Genomic DNA, 20,571 nt, shown 5'->3' with positions numbered 1-20,571 from the left:
ATAATAATAACAGGATGCCCTAGCAGAAACTTGTCGCTAAGATATTGCCCGTCAGGTTTTTGTACTTGACGGGCTTTTTTTTTGATTTAAACTAAACAACAAAATTATGTGTGGAATTGTATGCGCCTTTGACCTTAAGCAGCCTGCTCAGCAGTTGCGACCTCAATTATTAACCATGGCTAAATGCCTCAGGCATCGCGGACCCGATTGGAGCGGAATCTTTGATCACCCCAAAGCGATCTTGGCGCATGAGCGTTTGGCGATCGTTGATCCTACTTCTGGAAAACAACCGCTTTTTAGTGAGGATGGGAATTTAGTATTGGCTGCAAATGGAGAGATTTACAATCATCAATATTGGCGCAAACAATTTGAAGGCAGCTATAATTTTCAGACTAAATCAGACTGTGAAGTGATTTTGGCATTGTATAAGGAAAAAGGAGCCGATTTCATTGATGATCTGAACGGTATGTTTGGTTTTGCGTTGTATGACGTGGAGCAGGACGCCTATCTGATTGCCAGAGACCATATGGGAATAATCCCTTTGTATATGGGCTGGGATAAGGACGGTACTTTTTATGTGGCCTCAGAACTTAAAGCACTGGAAGGCGTCTGCACCAAGATCGAGTTGTTTCCTCCGGGGCATTACCTCTACAGTAAAGATGAGGAGCTCAAAAAATGGTACAGCAGAGACTGGATGGATTATGAAGCTGTGAAGGACAACGAAAGTAGTGTTGAGGAACTTCGTGAAGCATTAGATGCAGCAGTCAAGCGTCAATTGATGTCTGATGTGCCTTATGGAGTATTACTTTCTGGCGGATTGGATTCTTCTGTCACTTCTGCTCTAGCGAAGCGTTACGCAGACAAAAGGATTGAATCTGGAGATAAGGAATCGGCTTGGTGGCCGCAGCTGCACTCCTTTGCTATTGGTTTAGAAGGCTCACCAGACCTGGCTGCAGCCCAAAAAGTTGCCGATCATTTAGACACGGTGCATCACGAGGTAAAATTTACCATTCAAGAAGGACTCGATGCTATTCGCGACGTAATTTATCATTTGGAAACCTATGATATTACTACAGTGCGTGCCTCTACCCCTATGTATCTGATGGCTCGAGCTATCAAAGCTATGGGAATCAAAATGGTGCTATCTGGAGAAGGTAGTGACGAGATCTTTGGCGGTTATTTGTACTTCCACAAAGCGCCTAGCGCTGAAGAATTCCACAAAGAGACTGTTCGCAAGCTGAGCACCTTGCACCAATACGATTGCTTAAGAGCCAACAAGTCCTTAGCGGCTTGGGGCATTGAAGGGCGTGTGCCTTTCTTGGATAAAGAATTCATGGATGTGGCTATGCGCCTCAACCCAGAAGACAAAATGATCAAAGAAGGCCGAATTGAAAAATGGATCTTGCGCAAGGCCTTTGAAGATATGTTACCGGAAGAAGTAGCTTGGAGACAAAAAGAACAATTCAGTGATGGTGTAGGCTACAATTGGATCGACACGCTTAAAGCACAAGTAGAAGAATTGGTCAGCGATGAACAATTGGCCAATGCCCACTTTAGATTTCCGGTGCAACCACCAACTTCTAAAGAAGAGTTTTACTACCGCAGCATTTTTGAAGAGCACTTCCCTAGCGAAACTGCCGCATGGAGCGTTCCTTCTGTGCCGTCAGTAGCTTGTAGCTCACCAGTAGCCTTAGAATGGGATGAAAGTTTTAAAAACCAGAACGACCCGAGCGGTCGCGCGGTAGCCAATGTACACGAACAGGCCTACTAGCCCGTCACGTGATAACCGCCATCCACATGTCTGATCTCACCCGTGATGCGGACATCTGGACGAAACAGATGAACAATCTCTTTAGCCAAGTCCTCTGGGGTAGCATTCCCTAGGGGACTCATTTTATCTGAGGTGGTCACGTCTTCTGGCATTAATGTTGCCGTTCCCGCTTTACTTCCCATATAAGGGGAGAATCGAACGGCATTCACGCGCATGGCATGACTGCGCCCTAGCTCGTCGGCCAATTCTACAGTAATACGTTCCAAAGCAGCTTTAGCGATACTCATGTTTCTGTATGGATGGAAAGTTACCTTTTCTGCTGCGATATAGCTGATCGAGCAAATGGAAGCTCCGCGCTGCAAGACCTCAGCATGCAGCAAGTGATGTGTCAATCGAATTAAAGAATAGGCAGAAACATCTAAGGTGTCACAGAACTCATCACGCGTAACCTCCAATAAGGGCTTCACTTGCTTGTTCCTAATGGTCTTATCCATGGCAATAGCGTGTAAAAGACCGTCTAATTCAATTCCTTCTTCTTTTAATCCTTTGGCAAAATCGGCCACGTTCTCCTCTAAGGTTACATCAAGCACCGCTGTCTTAACGTCCTTTCCCAAAGCGCTTTCTACAGCTTGCTGAAAATCTTCAAAGTTCTTGTTCAAATAGGCTTTTGCTCTGTCTGACAAGTCACCGTGATGACTACTTACTCCTAAGGCAGTACAGACTACCTGTCCACCCATTTTAATGATCTCTTTGGCTGTATACATGGCCAAAGATTGTTCATCTGCTATTCCTGTGATCAAAAATGTCTTACCTGCTAACATAGCTGTTTGATTTACCATTTATATAAGGCTGTCCCCCATGTCCATCCGGCACCTACTGCTGCAAACAACAACAGATCACCCGGAGTTGGAGGTTCGTTTTTCAAAGTTTCATCCAATACGATGGGGATGGTTCCACCCGAGGTATTGGCATATTTGTCCATATTGGTTTTTACCTTTTCAAAAGGCAAACCAATTTTTTCTGCAATGGTTTTGAGAATACCAATGCTCGGTTGATGTGGAAGCATAAACTTTAGCTGATCAACGCTGGTGGTGTTGCGCTCAAGTAAAGCATTGATGCTTTTGGGTACCACAGCCGTAGCGGTCTCATAGACAGCTTTACCATCCATGGTAAAATAATGTCCGCCATTACTGAGTGTTTCTTCGGATGCAGGTTGCTCTGATCCTCCAGCATAAACGGTGAAACCATCTTTTCCGCGACCGTCCGTATGCAACAAAAAGTCAACAAAACCTTTGTCTTCCTCCGTTGCCTCTAATACAATAGCCCCTGCTCCATCGCCAAAGAAAACCGAATCTCTACGATTCCAATCAGTAATGTTGGAGAAGGTATCGGCCCCGATGACCATAACTCTTTTGAACATGCCTGAGCTGATGTATTGCGCTCCTGTGGCCAAGGCAAACAGAGCTCCAGAACAAACTGCAGAGATATCAAAAGCCACTGCATTAAAGGCTCCGAGCTTTTCTTGCACAAAACAAGCGCATGAAGGCGCTGGCCTATCTGGAGTTGCGGTTGCAACCACTATGAGTTGAATATCGCTTGGCGAGAGCTCAGCATCTGCCAAAGCGCGTTTTGCTGCTTCTGCAGCAAGATCGCTGGTGGTTTGATCGGTCACTACGCGTCGCTCTTTTATTCCTAATCGGTTGTGGATCCACTCATCTGATGATCCAACGGCTTCAAAAAAACTGTTGGGGACTACCTTGTCTGGGGTATAAGAACCTGTTCCCTTGATGTATGCTCGCATTTTTCAAAAAAATTTAAGCTCTAAAAATGGACAATTTAGACAGGCCAACAAGGGCAAAAAGGAATAAGTTGAAAAGGATTATCAATCTTGCAACAGATTGTGCTGTGCCTGCGGATTCCATAATTTAAAACCGCAATAAGCACCAAATACTGCATATTTTTCAATGCGATATTCGCAACGAAATCGTTTTAGTAGATATGATATTCGCAATAAAAGCGTTAAAAAAGCGATTGAAATGCCCTTAGTTGAATTATGGGAGCCATTTTTTGTCAAAGTTGGGTTTGCGCTTCTCTAAAAAGGCATCCCTTCCTTCTTTGGCTTCATCGGTCATATAGGCTAAGCGTGTAGCTTCACCCGCAAATACTTGCTGGCCTACCATACCATCATCGGTCAGGTTCATGGCGAACTTGAGCATCTTGATAGAGGTTGGAGACTTAGCCAATACCTCTTGAGCCCACTCAAAGGCCGTGTCCTCTAATTCATCATGCGGGACAACAGCATTGACCATTCCCATCTGAAAAGCCTCATCGGCAGAGTAATTTCGACCCAAGAAGAAAATCTCTCTAGCCTTTTTCTGCCCAACCATCTTAGCGAGGTAGGCCGATCCATATCCGCCGTCAAAACTGGTCACATCAGCGTCGGTCTGTTTAAAAATAGCATGCTCTTTACTGGCCAAGGTCATATCACAAACTACGTGCAGACTGTGTCCACCCCCTACGGCCCATCCAGGTACCACAGCTATGACAGCCTTAGGCATAAAACGGATCAAGCGCTGAACTTCCAAGATATTCAAGCGGTGGTATCCGTCTTCACCAACGTATCCCTGATGGCCTCGCGCCTTTTGATCTCCTCCACTACAAAAACTGTAAACACCATCCTTGGGTGAAGGCCCCTCAGCGCTTAAAAGCACCACACCTATCGAGGTGTCTTCTTGGGCATCGTGAAAGGCATCGAGTAATTCGCTGGTCGTCTTTGGGCGGAACGCGTTGCGCACTTCCGGTCTGTTGAAGGCAATACGCGCCACTCCATCACACTTTTTATAGGTGATATCGGTATAGGTTTTGGCGGTGATCCAATTTGCTTGAGACATATTCACTATTTTCGTGTAAAAATAAGGCTTTTTTAGCTGAGCCACTCTTAAACTCATCCAGTTATGCGTCGTATTGTCACCACTCTGACACTCTTATTCTCCTTTGTTTTTACCAACCAAGCACAGGAACCCTATCAATTCACAACCCTAATTGATCTTGAAGCAACACCTGTAATTAGCCAAGGCGTAACGGGAACTTGCTGGAGCTTTTCAACCTCTTCTTTTTTAGAGTCTGAGATCATGCGGATCTCAGGACAACAGATCGATCTATCTGAGATGTATAATGTGCGAATGACCTATCCTAAAAAGGCGTGGAATTACATGATGCGCCAAGGAAAGGCACAATTCAGTGAGGGTGGATTAGCCCATGATGTGATCAACTCGGTGCGTGATTACGGTTTGGTACCCAATAGCGTCTATACTGGTTTGGAAGCAGGAGCTGACAGGCACAACCATGCAGAAATGGTGGCTGTGATCAAATCCATGCTCAACACCTATATTGAAAATCCAGGGCGCAATTTGAGTGCCAATTGGCAAATGGCTGTTGCGGGCGTTTTGGATGTGTATTTAGGGAGCATTCCAGAGCAGTTCAAATACGAGGGGAAGAGCTATACGCCGCAGTCCTTTTTAAAAATGACGGGCTTGGATCCGGATGCTTATGTCAGCATTACTTCTTTCTCCCACATGCCGATGTACGCTCAAAGTATATTAGACATTCCAGATAATTTCTCTAACGGGAGTTTTTACAATGTCTCCTTGGACGAGCTGATGCAAACCATTGATAATGCCTTAGAAAATGGTTACACCGTAGAGCTGGACTGTGATGTCAGCGAGCGCGGATTCTCTTCTAAAAATGGAGTGGCTGTAGTTCCTGAAGATGCGAGTCTCACTCCAAAGGCCTGGACTGCGATCTATCCAGAACTCACGGTAGATCAAGATTTACGTCAAGAGCGTTTTGAAAGCTTTAGTACTACAGACGATCACTTGATGCATATTACTGGTATCGTTAAAGATCAGCAGGGCAATCGCTACTACAAGGTAAAGAACAGCTGGGGCACGGCAGAAGACCGAACTGCCTTTGGCGGTTACGTTTATTTCTCCGAGGCTTATATGCGCCTGAAGAGCATCAGCATTATGGTACATAAGGATGCAGTGCCAAAAAACACAGCTAAGAAACTGAATCTCTAAGGCTTAGGGTCGTTTATCGAGTTTATTGTCCGTTTGTCTAAAACACTGATTTTCAGAAGAGTGATTTGAATCGCTTCTCATATACCACCCCTAGCTTTGTACAAAAATTCTAGGGGATGAGAGTTGAACGTTCAGTTATCTATAAATTTTGCAAGAAAGAAGTCAATTTAGAATGCACCGATCTGTTCTTTTTTGATGATTTTGTGATCTCGCAGATGCATGAAGCCTCAGTTTATGACCGAGATGCAGCCTACAGCATCATATTTGCGATCTCCAATTTCTATCCTGAGGATAAGCCGTTCCATTATATTTCCAATCGCATACACGATTACAGCATCAATCCCGTTGATCTCAAATGGTTTTTAGAACTCTTTCCGGCCATGCAGTCCTATCACGTTGTGTTTTATGAAAGTCCAAGCAAAAGTCATCTAGAACTTGAGTCGCTTTTCGCCCCCATCCCCATCGTTGCACACGAGCAATTGATTCAGGCTCTAGATGCGCTTTTATTGCCTCAGCATCGCATTTCCAAATACAAGCGTTAACATACTACTAGTATATTTTTGGTGCGATTTTTGCTATTTTAGCTACAGCTATGAGAAGGCCAAGAATTTATATCCTGTTACTGCTGATGATCGGGTCGGTGTCTATTTGGGCGCAAGAGCCAGACACTTTCACTATTGATTTTGGCGCTTTTGTTTTGGAGGATGAACCGGATATATTTTCTGAGGAGTACAACTTTGTCTACATCGGGTCGTATCCATTAACCCCGATCAGTTTCAACACAGAGGCAGGTTCTTTTTGGGAGCCTGTGGACATGTCGGCAGCAATTAATAAAACCAATCAAGACCGGGTACGCGCTATGTCTATTAGACCGATTCGGGTAAAATCCTTAGGGTTTACCGTGCAAAGCCCTTACGCCAATGACAAACAGTCTAAGGTGACCAATACGGTTTACACAGAAATGCGCGGTTTGCAATTCTTTGACCCGCTAACAACAAGAGGTTTTTGCTGGCGTTGCTCACCCTACAGTGGGAATCGTTTTTTTAGATAAGACTGATTCCGTCGTCTTCTATCTTTACCTTTCTGGCCTTATACAAGGATCCTAAAGCCTTTTTAAAACTCTTTTTGCTCATTCCGAGCAATTCTTTGATGGTATCCGGATCACTTTTATCCGTGACCCCTAAAAAGCCGCCAGCCATCTCTAGTTCTTCCAGGAGGAATTCTGCATTGGGTTCAATGCTGCGATAGCCTTCTTGCTGTAGTAGTAGATCTATCTTGTTGTCCGGGCGTATCTTTTTAACGTAAGCAGGCAATCTGTCCCCGCTTCTGATATCCTCAAAGATATTCTCAATGTAAATCAATCCATCATGCTGACCGTTTACAATAGCGTTTGCGCCGCGCTCGGTAATGTGGGTGATCAAAATATCCACCTTGTCGTATTTCTTCAAGGTGATGTTATCGTTGGAGAGGTATTTCTTAGTTTTAGATGAACCTACCAAGCGCTCTGTCTTAGGATCTATGTAGATGTACACGGTATACCAACTTCCCGGGGTCATTTTTCGGGCTTGTTCTTTAAAAGGCACAAATAAGTCCTTCTCAATTCCCCATTCCATAAAAGCACCGTGAGGGGTTTGCTGAGAACAGCGCAAATAAGCAAATTCACCCACAACTGCTTTGGGTATTAAGGTTGTAGCGATCAGTCGCGCTTCATTATCCCGGTAAACAAAAACCTCTATAGCGTCACCAATGGCGTATTGCTGGGGTTTGTATTTGTGGGGAAGTAAAACCTCATTTTCTTCGGTATCTCCTAAGTAAAGTCCAGGATCTGTCTCCCTTAAGATGGTAAGTGTATTGTATTGACCCAATTCCATGCGGCAAATGTACAACTTAGAGTGATGCTAAAAACAACTGTTTTTAATTTGTGAGGGTGGGCGGGTTTGAGTATTTTAGGCCTTCCTTATGAACCTCACTCCCCACACCCATTTTGATGACGGCAGATCGCCGAGACATGTGCAGTATTCCGCACTAGGGAATATCTATTTCTATGATCAAATAGTCATTACTGAATTTAACGAGGGCGTGAACATCTCTTACGTCACGGGTATTCAATTGCTCATGGAGTGTCTGAAATATATTGGCCCTAAGCCTTTTACTATGATCTCCAACAGGATCAACAGTTATTCCGTGCAGCCCAACGACTATAAATATCTAGAACGCGTACCCAACCTAAAGGGAATCGCTATTGTTGCCAAGGACTCTGTGAGCGCGGCAAATGCCATGTTGGAATCAAAATTCTTCACTAAAGCCTTCGCTGTTTTTGACGATATTAAAAGTGCTAATGAATGGAGTAAGTCTATTATAGACCCTGCTTAACCGCTTTGAAATAGTCCAAAAGAAGCTGATCGTTTTCTTCTCTAGGCGTGAAGACCTCTAATATTGCTGGTTTATCACCTTGCCAAAAAGATTCCTCCAAATGCTGATGTAGATCGGAAAATGAAGTTACACTGCTGTAATCCCATCCGTACATTTCTGCTAAAGAGGAAGCATTGAGCCCGTGCACCGTCTCAAAATAGGTGGTAAAATTGTCTTTTGATTTGTCTCCAGGTAGGATTCTAAAGATTCCGCCGCCCGAATTATTGATCAAAATGATTCTAAAGTTAGCCGGAGTGTGATTGTTCCAAAGGGCGTTGCTGTCATAGAAGAAACTCAGATCTCCTGTTACAAATAGCACCGGATCATCACAAACCACAGCATGTCCCAAGGCCGTACTGGTAGAACCGTCTATACCACTAGTACCTCTGTTGCAATAAACCGCAACACTTTCGGGCAATTCAAACAACTGTGCATAGCGTATGGCAGCACTGTTGGCAACCTGTATTGTAATTCCCGCAGGCAGTGCATCAAAAACGACACCGTAAGCTTTGAGGTCAGAAAAGGGAATGGCTGCTAAATAGCGGTGGTGGTTCTTTCTAAAAGCATCACGCAACTGCAACCAATCCTTTTGATAAGAAGCTTCCTGCTTCCATTTAGATTCTGGCAATCGCTCTAAGAAATCTGTAACGGTTGTCTCTAAATGCCCCTTTAAGGCAAAGTAAGTGTCATTGGCTTCTAAAGGATCTATGTGCCAATGCCATTTGGGTGCATGACCCCTCAAAAAGGCTTTGATCTTCTTGGATACCACCATGCCGCCAAAGGAGATCAAAAGATCAGGCTTTAAAGCGGCTAACTCCTCAGGATCTAAAGCTGCTATCAATTGATCAATACCACTGACAAGTTTGGAGTGATGCAAATTAGAGGTCGTCTCTGTGAGCATCAAAACTCGAGGATCATTGAGCAGTTTGTCGAGCGCTTGCGTTTCTACCGCACCTGGAGGCATTACACCGGCAATGACCATGATTCGTTTTGCGCGATCAAAATCCTCCAAAAAGTCAAGAGGTAGTTCAAAAGCTGCTTTCTCCTCTACTAGGGTCTCTGCCATGTAGTGAACTGAAGGACCATCCACCAATTGATACAAGGGTTCTTCAAAGGGTAGGTTGAGATGCACTGGGCGCTTCTGCTTAATAGCAGTATTCAGCGCCCGCTGAAAATATTGATGATTGACAGAATCTGCTCCGCAGTCCTCAATACACTGGGCCGAAAAGCTCACGTGATCTCCAAAAACACCCTGCTGCTTAATGGTCTGACCATCTCCGATATCGATCTTGTGTGCGGGACGATCCGCAGAAAGCACTACCAAGGGGATCCTGCTGTAATAGGCTTCGGCTATAGCAGGGAAATAATTTAAGACCGCAGAGCCAGAAGTACAGATCAAGACTGTCGGCACTCCATCGAACTGACTCATTCCCAGACCAAAGAATGCCGCTACGCGTTCATCTACTATAGAATAGCAAGCAAAATACGGGTCATTGGTAAAACCTAAAGTAAGGGGAGCGTTTCTGGAACCCGGAGAAATAATTACCCGAGAGATTCCATGTGCCTTGCAAGCAGCAACAGCAAGTTGCGCTAAAGGTATACTGGAATATGTCTTCTCTTCTAGGTTTTGGGCCATTGTGCTATGACGGAACCGGCAAGCGCAAAATTTGCTTCATGGTTTCGGCTTTGTTGACGGTCTCTACCCATTCATCAAAAATGTTAGAGCCCTCTGTAACACCTCCACCGACAAAAATCTCGGCCGCTTTGTCCGTAATTTTCATACAACGCAAATTTACGTATAGTTGTGTATTTAAACCAGCAGTTACCCTACCTAAATAACCGGTATAGTACTCACGATCGTAATTTTCGTGTTTGCTGATGAAATTCTTGGCCTTTGTACGCGGCAAACCACAAACTGCAGGAGTTGGATGCAAAGCTTCCAAAACGCGATGTAGCATTTCTTTTTTGTTCTTTAGGGTTCCCGAAATATCATTGCAGATGTGCCATAAGGTCCCGGCTTGTTTGTTGTAGGTTTTAGAGACAACAATAACCTTGGCTAAGGACTCTAGGCTTTCGGTTATGGCCTTAGTGACAAAACTCTGTTCATTGACCTCTTTAGGTGTCCACTGCGGCTTTACATCGGGATATACTTTTTGGGTGCCAGCCAAGGCCATCGTTTTAAAAGTGGTTCCATCTACCTTGATGAAGGTCTCTGGAGTTGCTCCGATCCAAAATCCAACTTTAGGGTGATAAAAGGCATACACAAAGGCATCTTTATAATGTTTTAAGGTAGCTAGAAAAAGTGCTATCGGGTCAAAACTACCCGGCACTACGTCTTTTCTACTGCAAACCACTTTAAGCAGGTTTCCTTTGCTGATCTGCTCAATAGCCTCACTCAGCATCTGCTCGTAATTGACCCCAACAATAGGCACATCCGTTGCAGCAACCCGAGGGTCCAGATCGCGAAAATAATCGGCATCCAAAGCTACAGTTAAGGCATCAGCATGCTCATCGGGAATCAAAATAGCCCGATTCTTACTGGAATAAGGCATAAACACAAAACCGGTTCGCGTGAGATTTTTGACCAGATGTTGCTTGTCACTATGCTGCAATAAAGCATGGACATTGAGGCTGTTGGGTTCGTTATAAATTACAAAAGGAAGGTTGTTTTTAAAATGCGATTCAACTTGGGGAGTAAAATCTAAGAGTGTCATGGTTGTTCCTTATAGAGCGTTAGTGTTGTTAGTTTTACGAGTGAGATTAAGTTATTTTGTTCATCGGTAATTCGGATCTGCCAAAGTTGTGTGGTTCTTCCCTTGTGCATGATCTCCGCCTTGGCGAAAACCGCTCCTTCCCGAATGGATTTTACGTGATTGGCTGCAATTTCAATTCCCCTGACCTGTACATCTTTCTTTCCGAGAAAGATAAAGGCCGCTGCGCTCCCTACACTTTCTGCCAGTGCCACCGAAGCGCCTCCGTGAAGCACGCCATCGGGTTGATGGACTCTAGAGTTCACGGGCATTTTTGCAGTGATAGAATGATCATTAAAGTCAACAAATTCAATATTGAGCGTTTCCATTAGTGTGTTTTTGCACATCTGATTGCAACGCGCTAAAAGTTCTTCTTTGGTATACTCCATTTGAATCGTTTACTTTGTAAATATACAAAATTAGGCCGCAGCATTTATGACTACAAAACGGGTTATTTATCAAAACTCAAACAGCTATGAAACCCTAAACGAACGCCAGGGGACTGATCAAAATCTATGGTTTGCCTTTCACGGAATGGGCTATTTGAGCCGATACTTTTTGAAGTATTTCAAAGCCATGGATCCACTGTCCAATTATATTGTTGCACCGCAAGCGCCGAGCAAATACTATCAAGGCCCTGATTTTAAACACGTAGGGGCAAGTTGGCTCACTCGGGAGGACACTGCTGCAGAAACTCAAAACGTGCTCAACTATATAGATGCGGTCTTTGAGGCAGAATCCTTGGACCTTTCTAAATTGATTCTGATGGGTTATTCTCAAGGTGTATCTGTAGTTTGCCGTTGGATGGCTAGCAGAAAGATTCAACCCAAAATGCTGGTTTTGCATTCAGGTGGCATTCCTGTAGAATTGACCAAAGCTGATTTTGACTATTTAGATCCGGCAACTCCTGTCTATTATATCTATGGCGATAAAGATCAATACATCACTCCAGAAAAACTAAAAGATCAAAAGGAAAGAGGCGAATCTCTCTTTGACAACCGCTTATGCATTCGTACCTTTGAAGGAATACACGAGGTGCACACCAAAATGCTTAACGAATTGGCAGAAAAAGGAAGGATCTAAGACCAGAAAAGCACCTCAGACCTAAAGGCATTTAGCGATGAGAAACTTATTCACTATTCTTTTTTTAATGCTGACAGTGATCAGTTGTAAAGAAACAACGGAGATCGGAGCAGTAAGTCCGCAGGAATCCTCAGCGAACGATTTCAAATACACCCCTTCGCAACAACACAAGGATTACTGGTTCAACGGAACGGCAGAAATTTCTAGTTATGCCCTTTCTCAAGCGCGTTACGGAGAATTGAGAGAAGGCCAAGCGGCAATGATCTTTGTGACCGAGCCTTTCTCGAAAAGCAGCTTCACTAAGGCAGATAATCCCACAGCGGCAGATCCGTCGGTGCTTAAACTGAATTTCACCAAGAATTTCAATACTGGGATCTATCCTTATTCCATGATCAATTCTAGCTTCTTCCCTTTTGAGGATGGACAGCACAGTTTAAAGATCGCCACTTCTGTACAAGAATGGTGCGGTCATGTTTATATGGAGCTCAAAAATACAGATCAGTTTGAGATAGACATTAACTCCTACTTTCAAGGAGAGGGCCAAGAAGGATTGCGTTTGAGCAAGTCCTTGTTAGAAGATGACCTCTGGTCTATGATTCGACTACAAAACGATAATTTACCGCAAGGAGATCTAGAAATGATCCCGAGCTTTTTCTATCTGAGATTAAAACATGTAAAAGCGCAGGCGTATAAGGCCGTAGCGGAGTTAAGCAGCGCAGATAGTATCAGCAGTTATACCCTAAAGTACCCTGAACTAAAGCGCACCATTAAAATTGATTTTCAAACCGCTTTTCCACATAAAATTTTAGGCTGGGAAGAAAGTCACCCCAAAGGCTTTGGCAGCAGTGATACGATCACTACTACTGGAACCTTGATCAAGAGCATTCGTTCTGATTACTGGCGCAGAAATAGCAATAGCGACAGTGTTTTAAGAGACACCTTAGGATTGAAATAATTGGCAGCAAGCTATTCCTATACAACCACCGTTAAACAGCAAGGGAAAGGCTGGTCTTGCTACCTGCCCTTGCCTGAGGCGCATATTGACGCTTTAAAGGAAGGCGGAAACAAACGCGTAATTGTTCACCTGAGTAAAGATTATAAAGTGCACGCGGCCATACTTTTTAGAAAAGCCTTTGGACATTTTATCATGCTGAGCAAAAAGCATATGAAGGCCCTTGATCTGGAATTGGGCAGCGAAGTACAGGCCACGGTAAAAATAGACGATACCAAGTACCAATTTGAAGTACCTGAGACCTTTGCAGAGGTGATCCGGACAGACCCGGAGGCAGAAGCCATCTTTGAAAAACTCACTCCTGGCGGGCAACGAAGCATTTTAGCAACAGTGGCCGCAGTAAACAATACAGACAAACAGATCGATCGCGCCTTAAAGATCGCTGACCTTTTAAAACAAGGCGTTACGAACATAAGAACCATTAAATTCTAAGTATGCAATCCGGCAGAAAACAACTCACTAAAGACCTCAGCTTCTCCACCTTCATTCACGGCTATTGGCGCTTGAAAGATTGGGAGTATTCTCAAGACGAAATTTTGAATTTGCTCCAACAAGGATTGGACCTGGGAATAACTACCATTGACCACGCTGATATTTATGGAGACTACGAGTGTGAAACCCTTTTTGGCAAGGCCTTGGCGAACAAATCAAGCTTAAGAAGCCAATTGGAACTGGTCAGCAAATGTGGCATCAAATTGCTTTCTGAAAAATATCCGGAGCGCTCTGTGAAATCTTATGACCTGAGCTATGATCACATTGTGGGTAGCACGGAGCAATCCTTGAAAAACTTGCAAACAGATTATTTGGACGTTTTGCTTTTGCACAGGCCTTCGCCACTCTATGATCCGGGTGAAGTTGCTCGTGCCTTTGATCATTTAAAGCAAAGCGGAAAGGTTCGCTACTTTGGAGTGTCTAACTTCACCCCGCAACAAACGCAAACCTTACAGTCTTACTTGGACCAAGATTTGATCACCAATCAAATTGAGATCTCTGTGAACTGTTTAGAACATTTTGACAACGGCAATATTGATTATCTGCTGGAAAAGCGCATGCATCCTATGGCGTGGTCGCCTTTGGCAGGAGGGAAACTCTTCTCCGCTGCCAACAAGGACCGTGTGCCCTTGCTCGAAGTGATCCACAACATTGCAGGAGAACTCAATACAGACATTGCCACGATCATGTACGCCTGGCTGCTTAAGCATCCTGTTGGGATCATGCCTATAGTTGGAAGTGGAAAAATTGAACGTTTAAAAGCTGCCGTCCGTGCCCAAGAAATTAATCTAAGCGACGAGCACTGGTTTAGAATTTACGAGGCAAAATTAGGCCATGAAGTCGCTTAAAGATGGATTACAAAGCAATAAATAAAGCCAGTTGGAACACGCGCACGGCGGCTCATGTCACCTCGGAGTTTTACGACCTTCCCGGATTCTTAAAAGGGAAGAATTCATTAAACAGCATAGAATTAGAGCTGCTTGGTGAGGTAAAATCAAAGTCAATTTTGCATTTACAATGTCACTTTGGACAAGACAGTCTTTCCTTGGCGCGCATGGGTGCTAAAGTAACTGGCGTAGACCTCTCAGACGCTGCTATTGACAAGGCACGAGAGCTCAACAGCTCTTTGGGTTTAGATGCCGAATTTATTTGTTGTGATCTTTATGAACTACCCGAGCATTTGAATAAGCAGTATGATATTGTCTTTACTAGCTACGGCACCATTGGCTGGCTTCCAAACTTGGATCGCTGGGCAAGTGTTGTCAATAGATTTTTAAAACCTGGTGGTGAATTTATTATGGCGGAGTTTCATCCTGTGGTATGGATGTACGATGACGATTTTAAAGGCGTGATCTACAATTACTTCAATGACGGTCCTATTAAAGAGACCTCATCGGGAAGTTATACCGACACCGATCACGATTTTGAAGCAGATTATGTGACTTGGAACCACCCTTTGAGTGAAGTACTGACTGCCCTCTTGGACCAAAAGCTTAGCCTTGCGGTTTTTCAAGAATTTGACTATTCGCCTTACGATTGTTTTGCCCACACGGTGGAAGTTGCCCCTGAAAAGTTTCAACTCAAACCCTTTGATAATAAAATTCCATTGGTGTATGCCTTAAAGTGCACCAAGCAATAAGATTACGCTATGAAAGAGAACGAAGAAATTGCAGTATTTTGGTTTCGAAGAGACCTGAGACTTCATGACAATGCTGGGCTTTATGCAGCTGCCGATGGGGAATACAAGATCCTCCCGCTATTTATTTTCGATGAGAATATACTGGATGAATTGCCAGCAGATGATGCGCGGGTTAATTTTATTTATGACAGCCTGTCTAAAATGCAGCAAACTTTAAAAGAAGGAAATGCTGGCTTTTGTATTCGTAAAGGAAAACCTTTGGAGGTCCTTAAAGAATTGGCTAAACAATATAAGATTGCGGCCATTCACACCAATCGCGATTACGAACCTTATGCCCGTAAACGCGACAAGAGCGTTGCAAAATGGGCCAAATCAGAAGATATTGTTTTTAACCGTTACAAAGATCAGGTGATCTTTGAACCGCAAGAAGTACTCAAGGATGACGGTGACCCCTATGTGGTGTACACGCCTTTTAAGAACAAGTGGTTGGAACACTTTAATCCGAATGAACACCAGCCCTATCCTGAGGTAGGTGTTGAAGCATTTGCCGCATCCTCTGAGGAATTTCCAAGCATGGATCAACTCGGATTTAAAGAATCTGAGATCAAAGTTCCGGAATATGACTTAGATGTAGTCCCAAATTACAAAGACACCAGAAACTTCCCAGCAAAAGACGGGACGAGTCGCTTGGGACCTCATTTGCGCTTTGGAACGGTTGGGATCCGGAAGTTGGTACAGAAAGTAAAAGATGAGGAGGGCACTTTTTTGAGCGAACTCATTTGGCGTGAATTCTTTATGCAGATCCTCTATCATTTCCCCAAAGTGGTCAATAATAACTTCAGAGAAAAATACGATGCTGTGCCTTGGCGCAACAATAAAGAGGATTTTAAAAAGTGGTGTGAGGGCAATACCGGTTACCCTATGGTAGATGCCGGAATGAGAGAACTCAACAATACGGGTTATATGCACAACAGAGTGCGCATGATCACCGCAGGATTTTTGTGTAAACACTTACTGATCGATTGGCGTTGGGGGGAAGCCTATTTTGCCGAGAAACTTCTGGATTATGAATTGGCCAGCAACAACGGGAACTGGCAATGGGCTGCGGGAACAGGCTGTGACGCTGCTCCCTACTTTAGAGTATTTAACCCCACCACCCAGATCGATAAGTTTGACAAGCAACGTGAATATCTCGATACCTGGGTGCCCGAATATCAATCGGATGATTATCCCGAACCCATGGTAGAGCACAAAATGGCACGAGAGCGCGCAATTAGCACTTATAAAGAAGCTTTAAATTCCTAAAGAATGACTTTAGACGAACTTCGATATCCCATCGGAAAGGATCAACTTCCGGAAAAGATCAATATGATGAATTATGCCGAGTGGATCGCTACCATTCGCGATTTCCCTTGGCTCCTCAAGGAGTTGGTAGACGACTTGAATTCAGCAGAATTGAGTTATATCTATCGCCCTGAAGGATGGAACATCAAACAAGTGGTGCACCATTGCGCAGATTCGCATATGAATGCGCTTACTCGCTTCAAATTGGCCTTAACAGAAGAAAACCCGGTGATCAAACCTTATAAAGAGGCACTTTGGGCAGAATTTGCGGACGCGACGGATAACGATCTCACCCCAAGTATTAAGATGCTAGAGGGCATCCACGCGCGTTGGTTCACCTGTGTGAGTAAGTTGACCCCTCGGGATTTTGAGCGGCCTTACTTTCATCCGGATCAGCAAGCCTTGGTCCCGCTAGGGGAAGCATTGGGGCATTATGACTGGCATTGCCGCCATCACTTAGGACATATCAAACAAGCTTTGGCCTATAAAAATGATTTTTCAAATCTGTAATCCTCGCAGAATTAGTAACTTTTATACGCTAAAAACCAAACCAACCTTTAAATCATGCAAACAACCAAACATTTCTTTGTAGCACTAGTAGCGGTATTTTTATCAAGTGTGGGATTCGCACAACAAGTAGAACTCCCCATTGACACTACAGTGGTCACCAATCACAAGACCACGATCATGGGCAAAGCAGTAAGCTATTCTGCAACTACGGGAACACAACCCGTTTGGGATGAAAACGGGAACCCCATTGCAAGTTTGTTCTACACCTACTACCAACGCACAGATGTGGGCAGTAAAGAAGCGCGACCTTTGATCATGTCCTTTAACGGCGGACCGGGTTCTGCTTCTGTTTGGATGCATGTGGCCTATACAGGGCCAAAAACCTTGAAGATTGATGATGAAGGCTATCCCGTACAGCCTTATGGAGTACAAGAGAATCCCTTCTCTATCTTGGATGTGGCTGATATTGTATTTATAAATCCTGCCAATACGGGATATTCCAGAACCATTCCTGCCATGGGCAAAGAGGTAGACAAATCCAAGTTCTTTGGGATCAATGCCGATATTGAATACCTGGCCGAATGGCTCAATACCTTTGTGACTCGCAACAACCGTTGGCGATCTCCAAAATATATCATTGGAGAGAGCTATGGTGGAACGCGCGTGATGGGCTTGGCCAAGGAGCTTCAAGGAGCTCAATGGATGTATTTAAACGGGGTGATCATGGTATCCCCGGCAGACTATTTGGTTTTCAATAGTGATGTACCCGTAGAATCTGCACTAAACCTCCCCTATTACACGGCTACCGCTTGGCATCACAAGGTATTGCCTGCAGATTTGCAGAGCAAAGACCTTTTAGAGGTATTGCCAGAAGCAGAAGCTTTTGCCGTTGATGAACTCATGCCTGCCTTAGCTAAAGGCGGATTTATTTCGGATGCTGAGAAAGATGCCATTGCGACCAAAATGAGTTATTATTCAGGGCTTAGTAAAAAGACGATCCTAGACTTGAATTTAGACGTACCAACGGATTATTTTTGGAAAGATCTCTTACGTGAACGCAGCGGGTATACGGTTGGCCGCTTGGATTCTCGTTATTTAGGTTTGGATAAGACCATCGCTGGAGAAAGACCAGATTACAATTCTGAGATCACCTCTTGGCTGCACTCGTTTACTCCTGCGATCAATTACTACATAAGAGAACACCTCAACTTTAAAACCGATTTGAAATACAATATGTTCGGCCCTGTGAGACCTTGGGACAATAGAAATAACAATGTTCGCGACGATTTGCGTGCCGCCATGGCAGAGAATCCTTATTTGAACGTTTTGGTGCAATCGGGTTATTACGACGGCGCCACTACCTATTTCAATGCTAAGTATACCATGTGGCAAATTGACCCAAGCGGACGTATGAAAGACCGTTTTGAATTTAAAGGATATCGCTCGGGACACATGATGTATCTACGCCGACAAGACCTTGAGGCAGCTAATAATGATCTGCGTGCCTTTATTTTAAAAACGACCAACAAAGGCAAGTCAGCTAAATATTGATATGGAAGATTCCGCGCCCCAACATCACGATCTGGTTACCTACTCCGCTATGGAGGAAAAGCTCAATATCTGGTCACACGGAATTGGATTTCTCTTGGCTGTGGCGGCACTACCCCTATTGGTAGTAAAGGCCAGCACCCAAGGTTCTACATGGCATATTGTGAGTTGGAGTGTATTTGGAGGGAGTATGATCATTCTATACGCGGCGTCTACCTTATATCACTGGAGCAAAAAACCTAAACTAAGGAGGCGCTTTAGAATTTTTGATCATGCCGCGATCTATTTATTGATCGCGGGCACCTATACTCCGTTTACACTCACCACCTTGAACGGCACTGTTGGCTGGATTTTGTTTGGGATTACTTGGGGACTGGCCATAGGCGGAGTTGTACTTAAACTCTTTTTTACCGGGCGCTACGATAAGCTGTCTACCATACTCTATGTAGCTATGGGATGGATGGTCATATTTGCAGTAAAACCCATGATCAACAATTTGGATTCCGTCTCACTGTGGTACCTCTTAGCAGGAGGAATTTCCTACACTGTAGGCGCAGTTTTGTACAGTTTACCCAATTTGAGGTTCAATCACGCAATATTTCACGTCTTTGTTTTAGGAGGAACAATCTGTCATTTCTTCGCTGTTTATCTGTCATTACAAAGCTAAGAGAGTGTTACCGCTAAATTAATTTTAACAATTTCTGTGGATTAATTCAGTTTTATTGAATTCCGCCTTGTATTAAGCCTTACCTTTGCAACTAAGTATTATTAATTATTTTTTATGTTACACGGAACCGTAAAGTTCTTCATCGATGATAAAGGCTATGGCTTTATCACTGAAGATGATTCAAACACGGATTACTTTGTTCACATTTCCGGACTAGCTGATGAAGTTAAAGAAGGCGATAAAGTATCATTTGAATTAAAAGAAGGAAAAAAAGGTATGAACGCAGTTAATGTTCGCTTGGCTTAATTCAAATTGATCTAAGACATACACTTTTACGACAAACCGTGCCTCTGGCGCGGTTTTTTTATTGATTGGAATGAAGTGCTACGCGGTTGCCTTCAGTATCTTCAAACACTCCCATATAACCGTGCTCTGGAGCGATCAAGGTCTTTTCTCGCAATATCTTACCACCAGCCTCCACCACGCGAATCAGCGGCTCAGCAACATCCTGAGTCATTAAATAGACCAAAGTTCCTGCATGACTGGGCGTATATTGTTCATGATTGATCAAAGCTCCAGTAGCGCCTTGGGCTCCATCGCCTGGAAAAAAACACATATCAAATCCGCCTGTATTGACCAGCTGCATCTCACACTGCAAGATAGACTCATAAAAAGACTTGGCTCGATTAATATCTGTAGTGGGAATCTCAAACCAATTGGCTACAACACTGCTCATGATTCCAAAATGCTTTTGAGTTTACTCAAGCCTTCTTCAAAATCTTTCCCGACCGCCTTATCAAAATTGAAAAAGAGCATCATGATATTCATGGGCACCGGGTTATTTCCTGTAAACCCCCAGCTGACTTTAGTCCCGTCCTGGTGATCCTCAGTTTGAATGTAGGCATCGCTTTGTGACTTCCAAGGTTTGAAGAATCTAAGCTCAGTGTCCAAACGGTGGCCCTCATCGATCTTTTTGATCTCCTGTTCCCCGACACCCACATCTTTGTTACCTTCCCATTTAGAAATAAAACCGACCGTAGCGTCTTCACCTACGAATTCTTGCTTCATATTCGGGTCTTTGGCCTTCCAAGGCGACCAATGGTCTTGATTCTTAATGTACTTCAAATACTCAAAAACCTCATCTTTGGGCTTATTGATAACGATAGTACGTTCTACGTGATAACTCTTTGGGGCGATAAGGGCCAATAGGGCTATAAGCGCTACCAGTCCGCCTAAAATATAGAGGACAATCATATCGAAAGAA

General features: G+C 43.9%; 24 protein-coding genes. 15 read left to right on the top strand and 9 right to left on the bottom strand.

The window, feature by feature from the left end:
* Positions 1–106 precede the first annotated feature (106 nt).
* Positions 107–1,771 carry an asparagine synthase B gene (gene asnB / locus POW22_RS13795; RefSeq protein ID WP_272833343.1) on the top strand — a complete coding sequence of 555 codons (1,665 nt, stop codon included), beginning with the start codon at positions 107–109 and terminating at the stop codon, positions 1,769–1,771.
* Here asnB and POW22_RS13790 read toward each other — a convergent pair.
* From POW22_RS13790 to POW22_RS13780, 3 genes are all read right to left on the bottom strand, one after another.
* Entirely contained in the window at positions 1,768–2,592 is an 825-nt protein-coding gene (locus POW22_RS13790; RefSeq protein ID WP_272833342.1) for an SDR family oxidoreductase, read from the bottom strand. The two genes, asnB and POW22_RS13790, sit on opposite strands and share 4 nt — an antisense overlap.
* 11 nt (positions 2,593–2,603) lie before the next feature.
* Positions 2,604–3,572, bottom strand: coding sequence for a 3-oxoacyl-ACP synthase III family protein (locus tag POW22_RS13785; RefSeq protein WP_272833341.1), 969 nt, complete (start codon positions 3,570–3,572; stop codon positions 2,604–2,606).
* A gap of 250 nt (positions 3,573–3,822) precedes the next feature.
* The gene (locus POW22_RS13780; RefSeq protein WP_272833340.1) at positions 3,823–4,662 is read right to left on the bottom strand and encodes a 1,4-dihydroxy-2-naphthoyl-CoA synthase; all 840 of its coding nucleotides are present in this window, start codon (positions 4,660–4,662) and stop codon (positions 3,823–3,825) included.
* 63 nt (positions 4,663–4,725) lie between these two features.
* On the opposite strand from POW22_RS13780, the gene POW22_RS13775 reads away from it, so the two are divergent.
* The 3 genes from POW22_RS13775 (at position 4,726) to POW22_RS13765 (ending at position 6,901) form a co-directional block, all read left to right on the top strand.
* Positions 4,726–5,850 carry a C1 family peptidase gene (locus POW22_RS13775; protein ID WP_272833339.1) on the top strand — a complete coding sequence of 375 codons (1,125 nt, stop codon included), beginning with the start codon at positions 4,726–4,728 and terminating at the stop codon, positions 5,848–5,850.
* Positions 5,851–5,966: 116 nt separating this feature from the next.
* A complete protein-coding gene (locus POW22_RS13770; RefSeq protein WP_272833338.1) occupies positions 5,967–6,392 on the top strand; it encodes a hypothetical protein in 426 nt (141 codons plus the stop codon).
* Between the two features lie 50 nt (positions 6,393–6,442).
* A complete protein-coding gene (locus POW22_RS13765; protein ID WP_272833337.1) occupies positions 6,443–6,901 on the top strand; it encodes a hypothetical protein in 459 nt (152 codons plus the stop codon).
* Here the strand turns inward: POW22_RS13765 and POW22_RS13760 are convergent.
* Positions 6,894–7,721: a CvfB family protein gene (locus POW22_RS13760; protein WP_272833336.1), complete on the bottom strand. Its 828-nt coding sequence runs from the start codon at positions 7,719–7,721 to the stop codon at positions 6,894–6,896. The two genes, POW22_RS13765 and POW22_RS13760, sit on opposite strands and share 8 nt — an antisense overlap.
* 88 nt (positions 7,722–7,809) lie before the next feature.
* On the opposite strand from POW22_RS13760, the gene POW22_RS13755 reads away from it, so the two are divergent.
* Positions 7,810–8,223, top strand: coding sequence for a hypothetical protein (locus POW22_RS13755; protein WP_272833335.1), 414 nt, complete (start codon positions 7,810–7,812; stop codon positions 8,221–8,223).
* Here the strand turns inward: POW22_RS13755 and menD are convergent.
* From menD to POW22_RS13740, 3 genes are read right to left on the bottom strand one after another with little or no spacing between them, the layout of a single operon-like run.
* Positions 8,207–9,898 (bottom strand): 2-succinyl-5-enolpyruvyl-6-hydroxy-3-cyclohexene-1-carboxylic-acid synthase, encoded by a 1,692-nt coding sequence (gene menD / locus POW22_RS13750; RefSeq protein ID WP_272833334.1) that lies wholly within the window; start codon positions 9,896–9,898, stop codon positions 8,207–8,209. The two genes, POW22_RS13755 and menD, sit on opposite strands and share 17 nt — an antisense overlap.
* Positions 9,899–9,902: 4 nt before the next feature.
* Entirely contained in the window at positions 9,903–10,976 is a 1,074-nt protein-coding gene (locus POW22_RS13745; protein WP_272833333.1) for an isochorismate synthase, read from the bottom strand.
* On the bottom strand, positions 10,973–11,401 hold the full coding sequence (locus POW22_RS13740) for a PaaI family thioesterase (protein ID WP_272833332.1): 429 nt from the start codon (positions 11,399–11,401) through the stop codon (positions 10,973–10,975). Before POW22_RS13740 ends, POW22_RS13745 begins: the two co-directional genes overlap by 4 nt.
* Positions 11,402–11,447: 46 nt before the next feature.
* Between POW22_RS13740 and POW22_RS13735 the strand changes: the two genes are divergently transcribed.
* The 10 genes from POW22_RS13735 (at position 11,448) to POW22_RS13690 (ending at position 19,613) form a co-directional block, all read left to right on the top strand.
* Positions 11,448–12,095 (top strand): alpha/beta hydrolase, encoded by a 648-nt coding sequence (locus POW22_RS13735; protein WP_272833331.1) that lies wholly within the window; start codon positions 11,448–11,450, stop codon positions 12,093–12,095.
* Between the two features lie 37 nt (positions 12,096–12,132).
* The gene (locus POW22_RS13730) at positions 12,133–13,050 is read left to right on the top strand and encodes a septum formation inhibitor Maf (protein ID WP_272833330.1); all 918 of its coding nucleotides are present in this window, start codon (positions 12,133–12,135) and stop codon (positions 13,048–13,050) included.
* Positions 13,051–13,539: a YdeI/OmpD-associated family protein gene (locus tag POW22_RS13725; RefSeq protein WP_272833329.1), complete on the top strand. Its 489-nt coding sequence runs from the start codon at positions 13,051–13,053 to the stop codon at positions 13,537–13,539.
* A 2-nt stretch (positions 13,540–13,541) separates the two neighbouring features.
* On the top strand, positions 13,542–14,447 hold the full coding sequence (locus tag POW22_RS13720; RefSeq protein WP_272833328.1) for an aldo/keto reductase: 906 nt from the start codon (positions 13,542–13,544) through the stop codon (positions 14,445–14,447).
* Between the two features lie 2 nt (positions 14,448–14,449).
* Complete coding sequence (locus tag POW22_RS13715; protein WP_272833327.1) at positions 14,450–15,238, top strand: class I SAM-dependent methyltransferase; 789 nt, start codon at positions 14,450–14,452, stop codon at positions 15,236–15,238.
* 9 nt (positions 15,239–15,247) lie between these two features.
* Positions 15,248–16,543, top strand: coding sequence for a cryptochrome/photolyase family protein (locus POW22_RS13710; RefSeq protein WP_272833326.1), 1,296 nt, complete (start codon positions 15,248–15,250; stop codon positions 16,541–16,543).
* Between the two features lie 3 nt (positions 16,544–16,546).
* Positions 16,547–17,092: a YfiT family bacillithiol transferase gene (locus POW22_RS13705; RefSeq protein ID WP_272833325.1), complete on the top strand. Its 546-nt coding sequence runs from the start codon at positions 16,547–16,549 to the stop codon at positions 17,090–17,092.
* Between the two features lie 54 nt (positions 17,093–17,146).
* The gene (locus tag POW22_RS13700; protein ID WP_272833324.1) at positions 17,147–18,643 is read left to right on the top strand and encodes a S10 family peptidase; all 1,497 of its coding nucleotides are present in this window, start codon (positions 17,147–17,149) and stop codon (positions 18,641–18,643) included.
* A gap of 1 nt (position 18,644) precedes the next feature.
* Positions 18,645–19,307: a PAQR family membrane homeostasis protein TrhA gene (gene trhA, locus POW22_RS13695; RefSeq protein WP_272833323.1), complete on the top strand. Its 663-nt coding sequence runs from the start codon at positions 18,645–18,647 to the stop codon at positions 19,305–19,307.
* Between the two features lie 114 nt (positions 19,308–19,421).
* Entirely contained in the window at positions 19,422–19,613 is a 192-nt protein-coding gene (locus tag POW22_RS13690) for a cold-shock protein (RefSeq protein ID WP_272833322.1), read from the top strand.
* A 58-nt stretch (positions 19,614–19,671) separates the two neighbouring features.
* Here POW22_RS13690 and POW22_RS13685 read toward each other — a convergent pair whose 3' ends face one another.
* Together POW22_RS13685 and POW22_RS13680 are read right to left on the bottom strand one after the other, a co-directional pair.
* Complete coding sequence (locus POW22_RS13685) at positions 19,672–20,043, bottom strand: VOC family protein (RefSeq protein ID WP_272833321.1); 372 nt, start codon at positions 20,041–20,043, stop codon at positions 19,672–19,674.
* Entirely contained in the window at positions 20,040–20,561 is a 522-nt protein-coding gene (locus tag POW22_RS13680) for an SRPBCC family protein (protein WP_272833320.1), read from the bottom strand. The genes POW22_RS13685 and POW22_RS13680 overlap by 4 nt, the downstream gene beginning before the upstream one ends.
* Between the last annotated feature and the right edge of the window lie 10 nt (positions 20,562–20,571).

It is taken from the genome of Gilvibacter sediminis (assembly GCF_028561565.1).
Taxonomy (GTDB): Bacteria; Bacteroidota; Bacteroidia; order Flavobacteriales; family Flavobacteriaceae; genus Gilvibacter; species Gilvibacter sediminis.
Note: the sequence above shows the minus strand (reverse complement) of the source record. Positions and strands in the feature narration are given on the sequence as shown.

What these genes read in the sequence shown, in the direction of transcription:
- asnB (WP_272833343.1), top strand. Translation starts at nt 107, where the DNA reads ATGTGTGGAATTGTATGCGCCTTTGACCTTAAGCAGCCTGCTCAGCAG.
- POW22_RS13790 (WP_272833342.1), bottom strand. Translation starts at nt 2,592, where the DNA reads ATGTTAGCAGGTAAGACATTTTTGATCACAGGAATAGCAGATGAACAA.
- POW22_RS13785 (WP_272833341.1), bottom strand. Translation starts at nt 3,572, where the DNA reads ATGCGAGCATACATCAAGGGAACAGGTTCTTATACCCCAGACAAGGTA.
- POW22_RS13780 (WP_272833340.1), bottom strand. Translation starts at nt 4,662, where the DNA reads ATGTCTCAAGCAAATTGGATCACCGCCAAAACCTATACCGATATCACC.
- POW22_RS13775 (WP_272833339.1), top strand. Translation starts at nt 4,726, where the DNA reads ATGCGTCGTATTGTCACCACTCTGACACTCTTATTCTCCTTTGTTTTT.
- POW22_RS13770 (WP_272833338.1), top strand. Translation starts at nt 5,967, where the DNA reads ATGAGAGTTGAACGTTCAGTTATCTATAAATTTTGCAAGAAAGAAGTC.
- POW22_RS13765 (WP_272833337.1), top strand. Translation starts at nt 6,443, where the DNA reads ATGAGAAGGCCAAGAATTTATATCCTGTTACTGCTGATGATCGGGTCG.
- POW22_RS13760 (WP_272833336.1), bottom strand. Translation starts at nt 7,721, where the DNA reads ATGGAATTGGGTCAATACAATACACTTACCATCTTAAGGGAGACAGAT.
- POW22_RS13755 (WP_272833335.1), top strand. Translation starts at nt 7,810, where the DNA reads ATGAACCTCACTCCCCACACCCATTTTGATGACGGCAGATCGCCGAGA.
- menD (WP_272833334.1), bottom strand. Translation starts at nt 9,898, where the DNA reads ATGGCCCAAAACCTAGAAGAGAAGACATATTCCAGTATACCTTTAGCG.
- POW22_RS13745 (WP_272833333.1), bottom strand. Translation starts at nt 10,976, where the DNA reads ATGACACTCTTAGATTTTACTCCCCAAGTTGAATCGCATTTTAAAAAC.
- POW22_RS13740 (WP_272833332.1), bottom strand. Translation starts at nt 11,401, where the DNA reads ATGGAGTATACCAAAGAAGAACTTTTAGCGCGTTGCAATCAGATGTGC.
- POW22_RS13735 (WP_272833331.1), top strand. Translation starts at nt 11,448, where the DNA reads ATGACTACAAAACGGGTTATTTATCAAAACTCAAACAGCTATGAAACC.
- POW22_RS13730 (WP_272833330.1), top strand. Translation starts at nt 12,133, where the DNA reads ATGAGAAACTTATTCACTATTCTTTTTTTAATGCTGACAGTGATCAGT.
- POW22_RS13720 (WP_272833328.1), top strand. Translation starts at nt 13,542, where the DNA reads ATGCAATCCGGCAGAAAACAACTCACTAAAGACCTCAGCTTCTCCACC.
- POW22_RS13715 (WP_272833327.1), top strand. Translation starts at nt 14,450, where the DNA reads ATGGATTACAAAGCAATAAATAAAGCCAGTTGGAACACGCGCACGGCG.
- POW22_RS13710 (WP_272833326.1), top strand. Translation starts at nt 15,248, where the DNA reads ATGAAAGAGAACGAAGAAATTGCAGTATTTTGGTTTCGAAGAGACCTG.
- POW22_RS13705 (WP_272833325.1), top strand. Translation starts at nt 16,547, where the DNA reads ATGACTTTAGACGAACTTCGATATCCCATCGGAAAGGATCAACTTCCG.
- POW22_RS13700 (WP_272833324.1), top strand. Translation starts at nt 17,147, where the DNA reads ATGCAAACAACCAAACATTTCTTTGTAGCACTAGTAGCGGTATTTTTA.
- trhA (WP_272833323.1), top strand. Translation starts at nt 18,645, where the DNA reads ATGGAAGATTCCGCGCCCCAACATCACGATCTGGTTACCTACTCCGCT.
- POW22_RS13690 (WP_272833322.1), top strand. Translation starts at nt 19,422, where the DNA reads ATGTTACACGGAACCGTAAAGTTCTTCATCGATGATAAAGGCTATGGC.
- POW22_RS13685 (WP_272833321.1), bottom strand. Translation starts at nt 20,043, where the DNA reads ATGAGCAGTGTTGTAGCCAATTGGTTTGAGATTCCCACTACAGATATT.
- POW22_RS13680 (WP_272833320.1), bottom strand. Translation starts at nt 20,561, where the DNA reads ATGATTGTCCTCTATATTTTAGGCGGACTGGTAGCGCTTATAGCCCTA.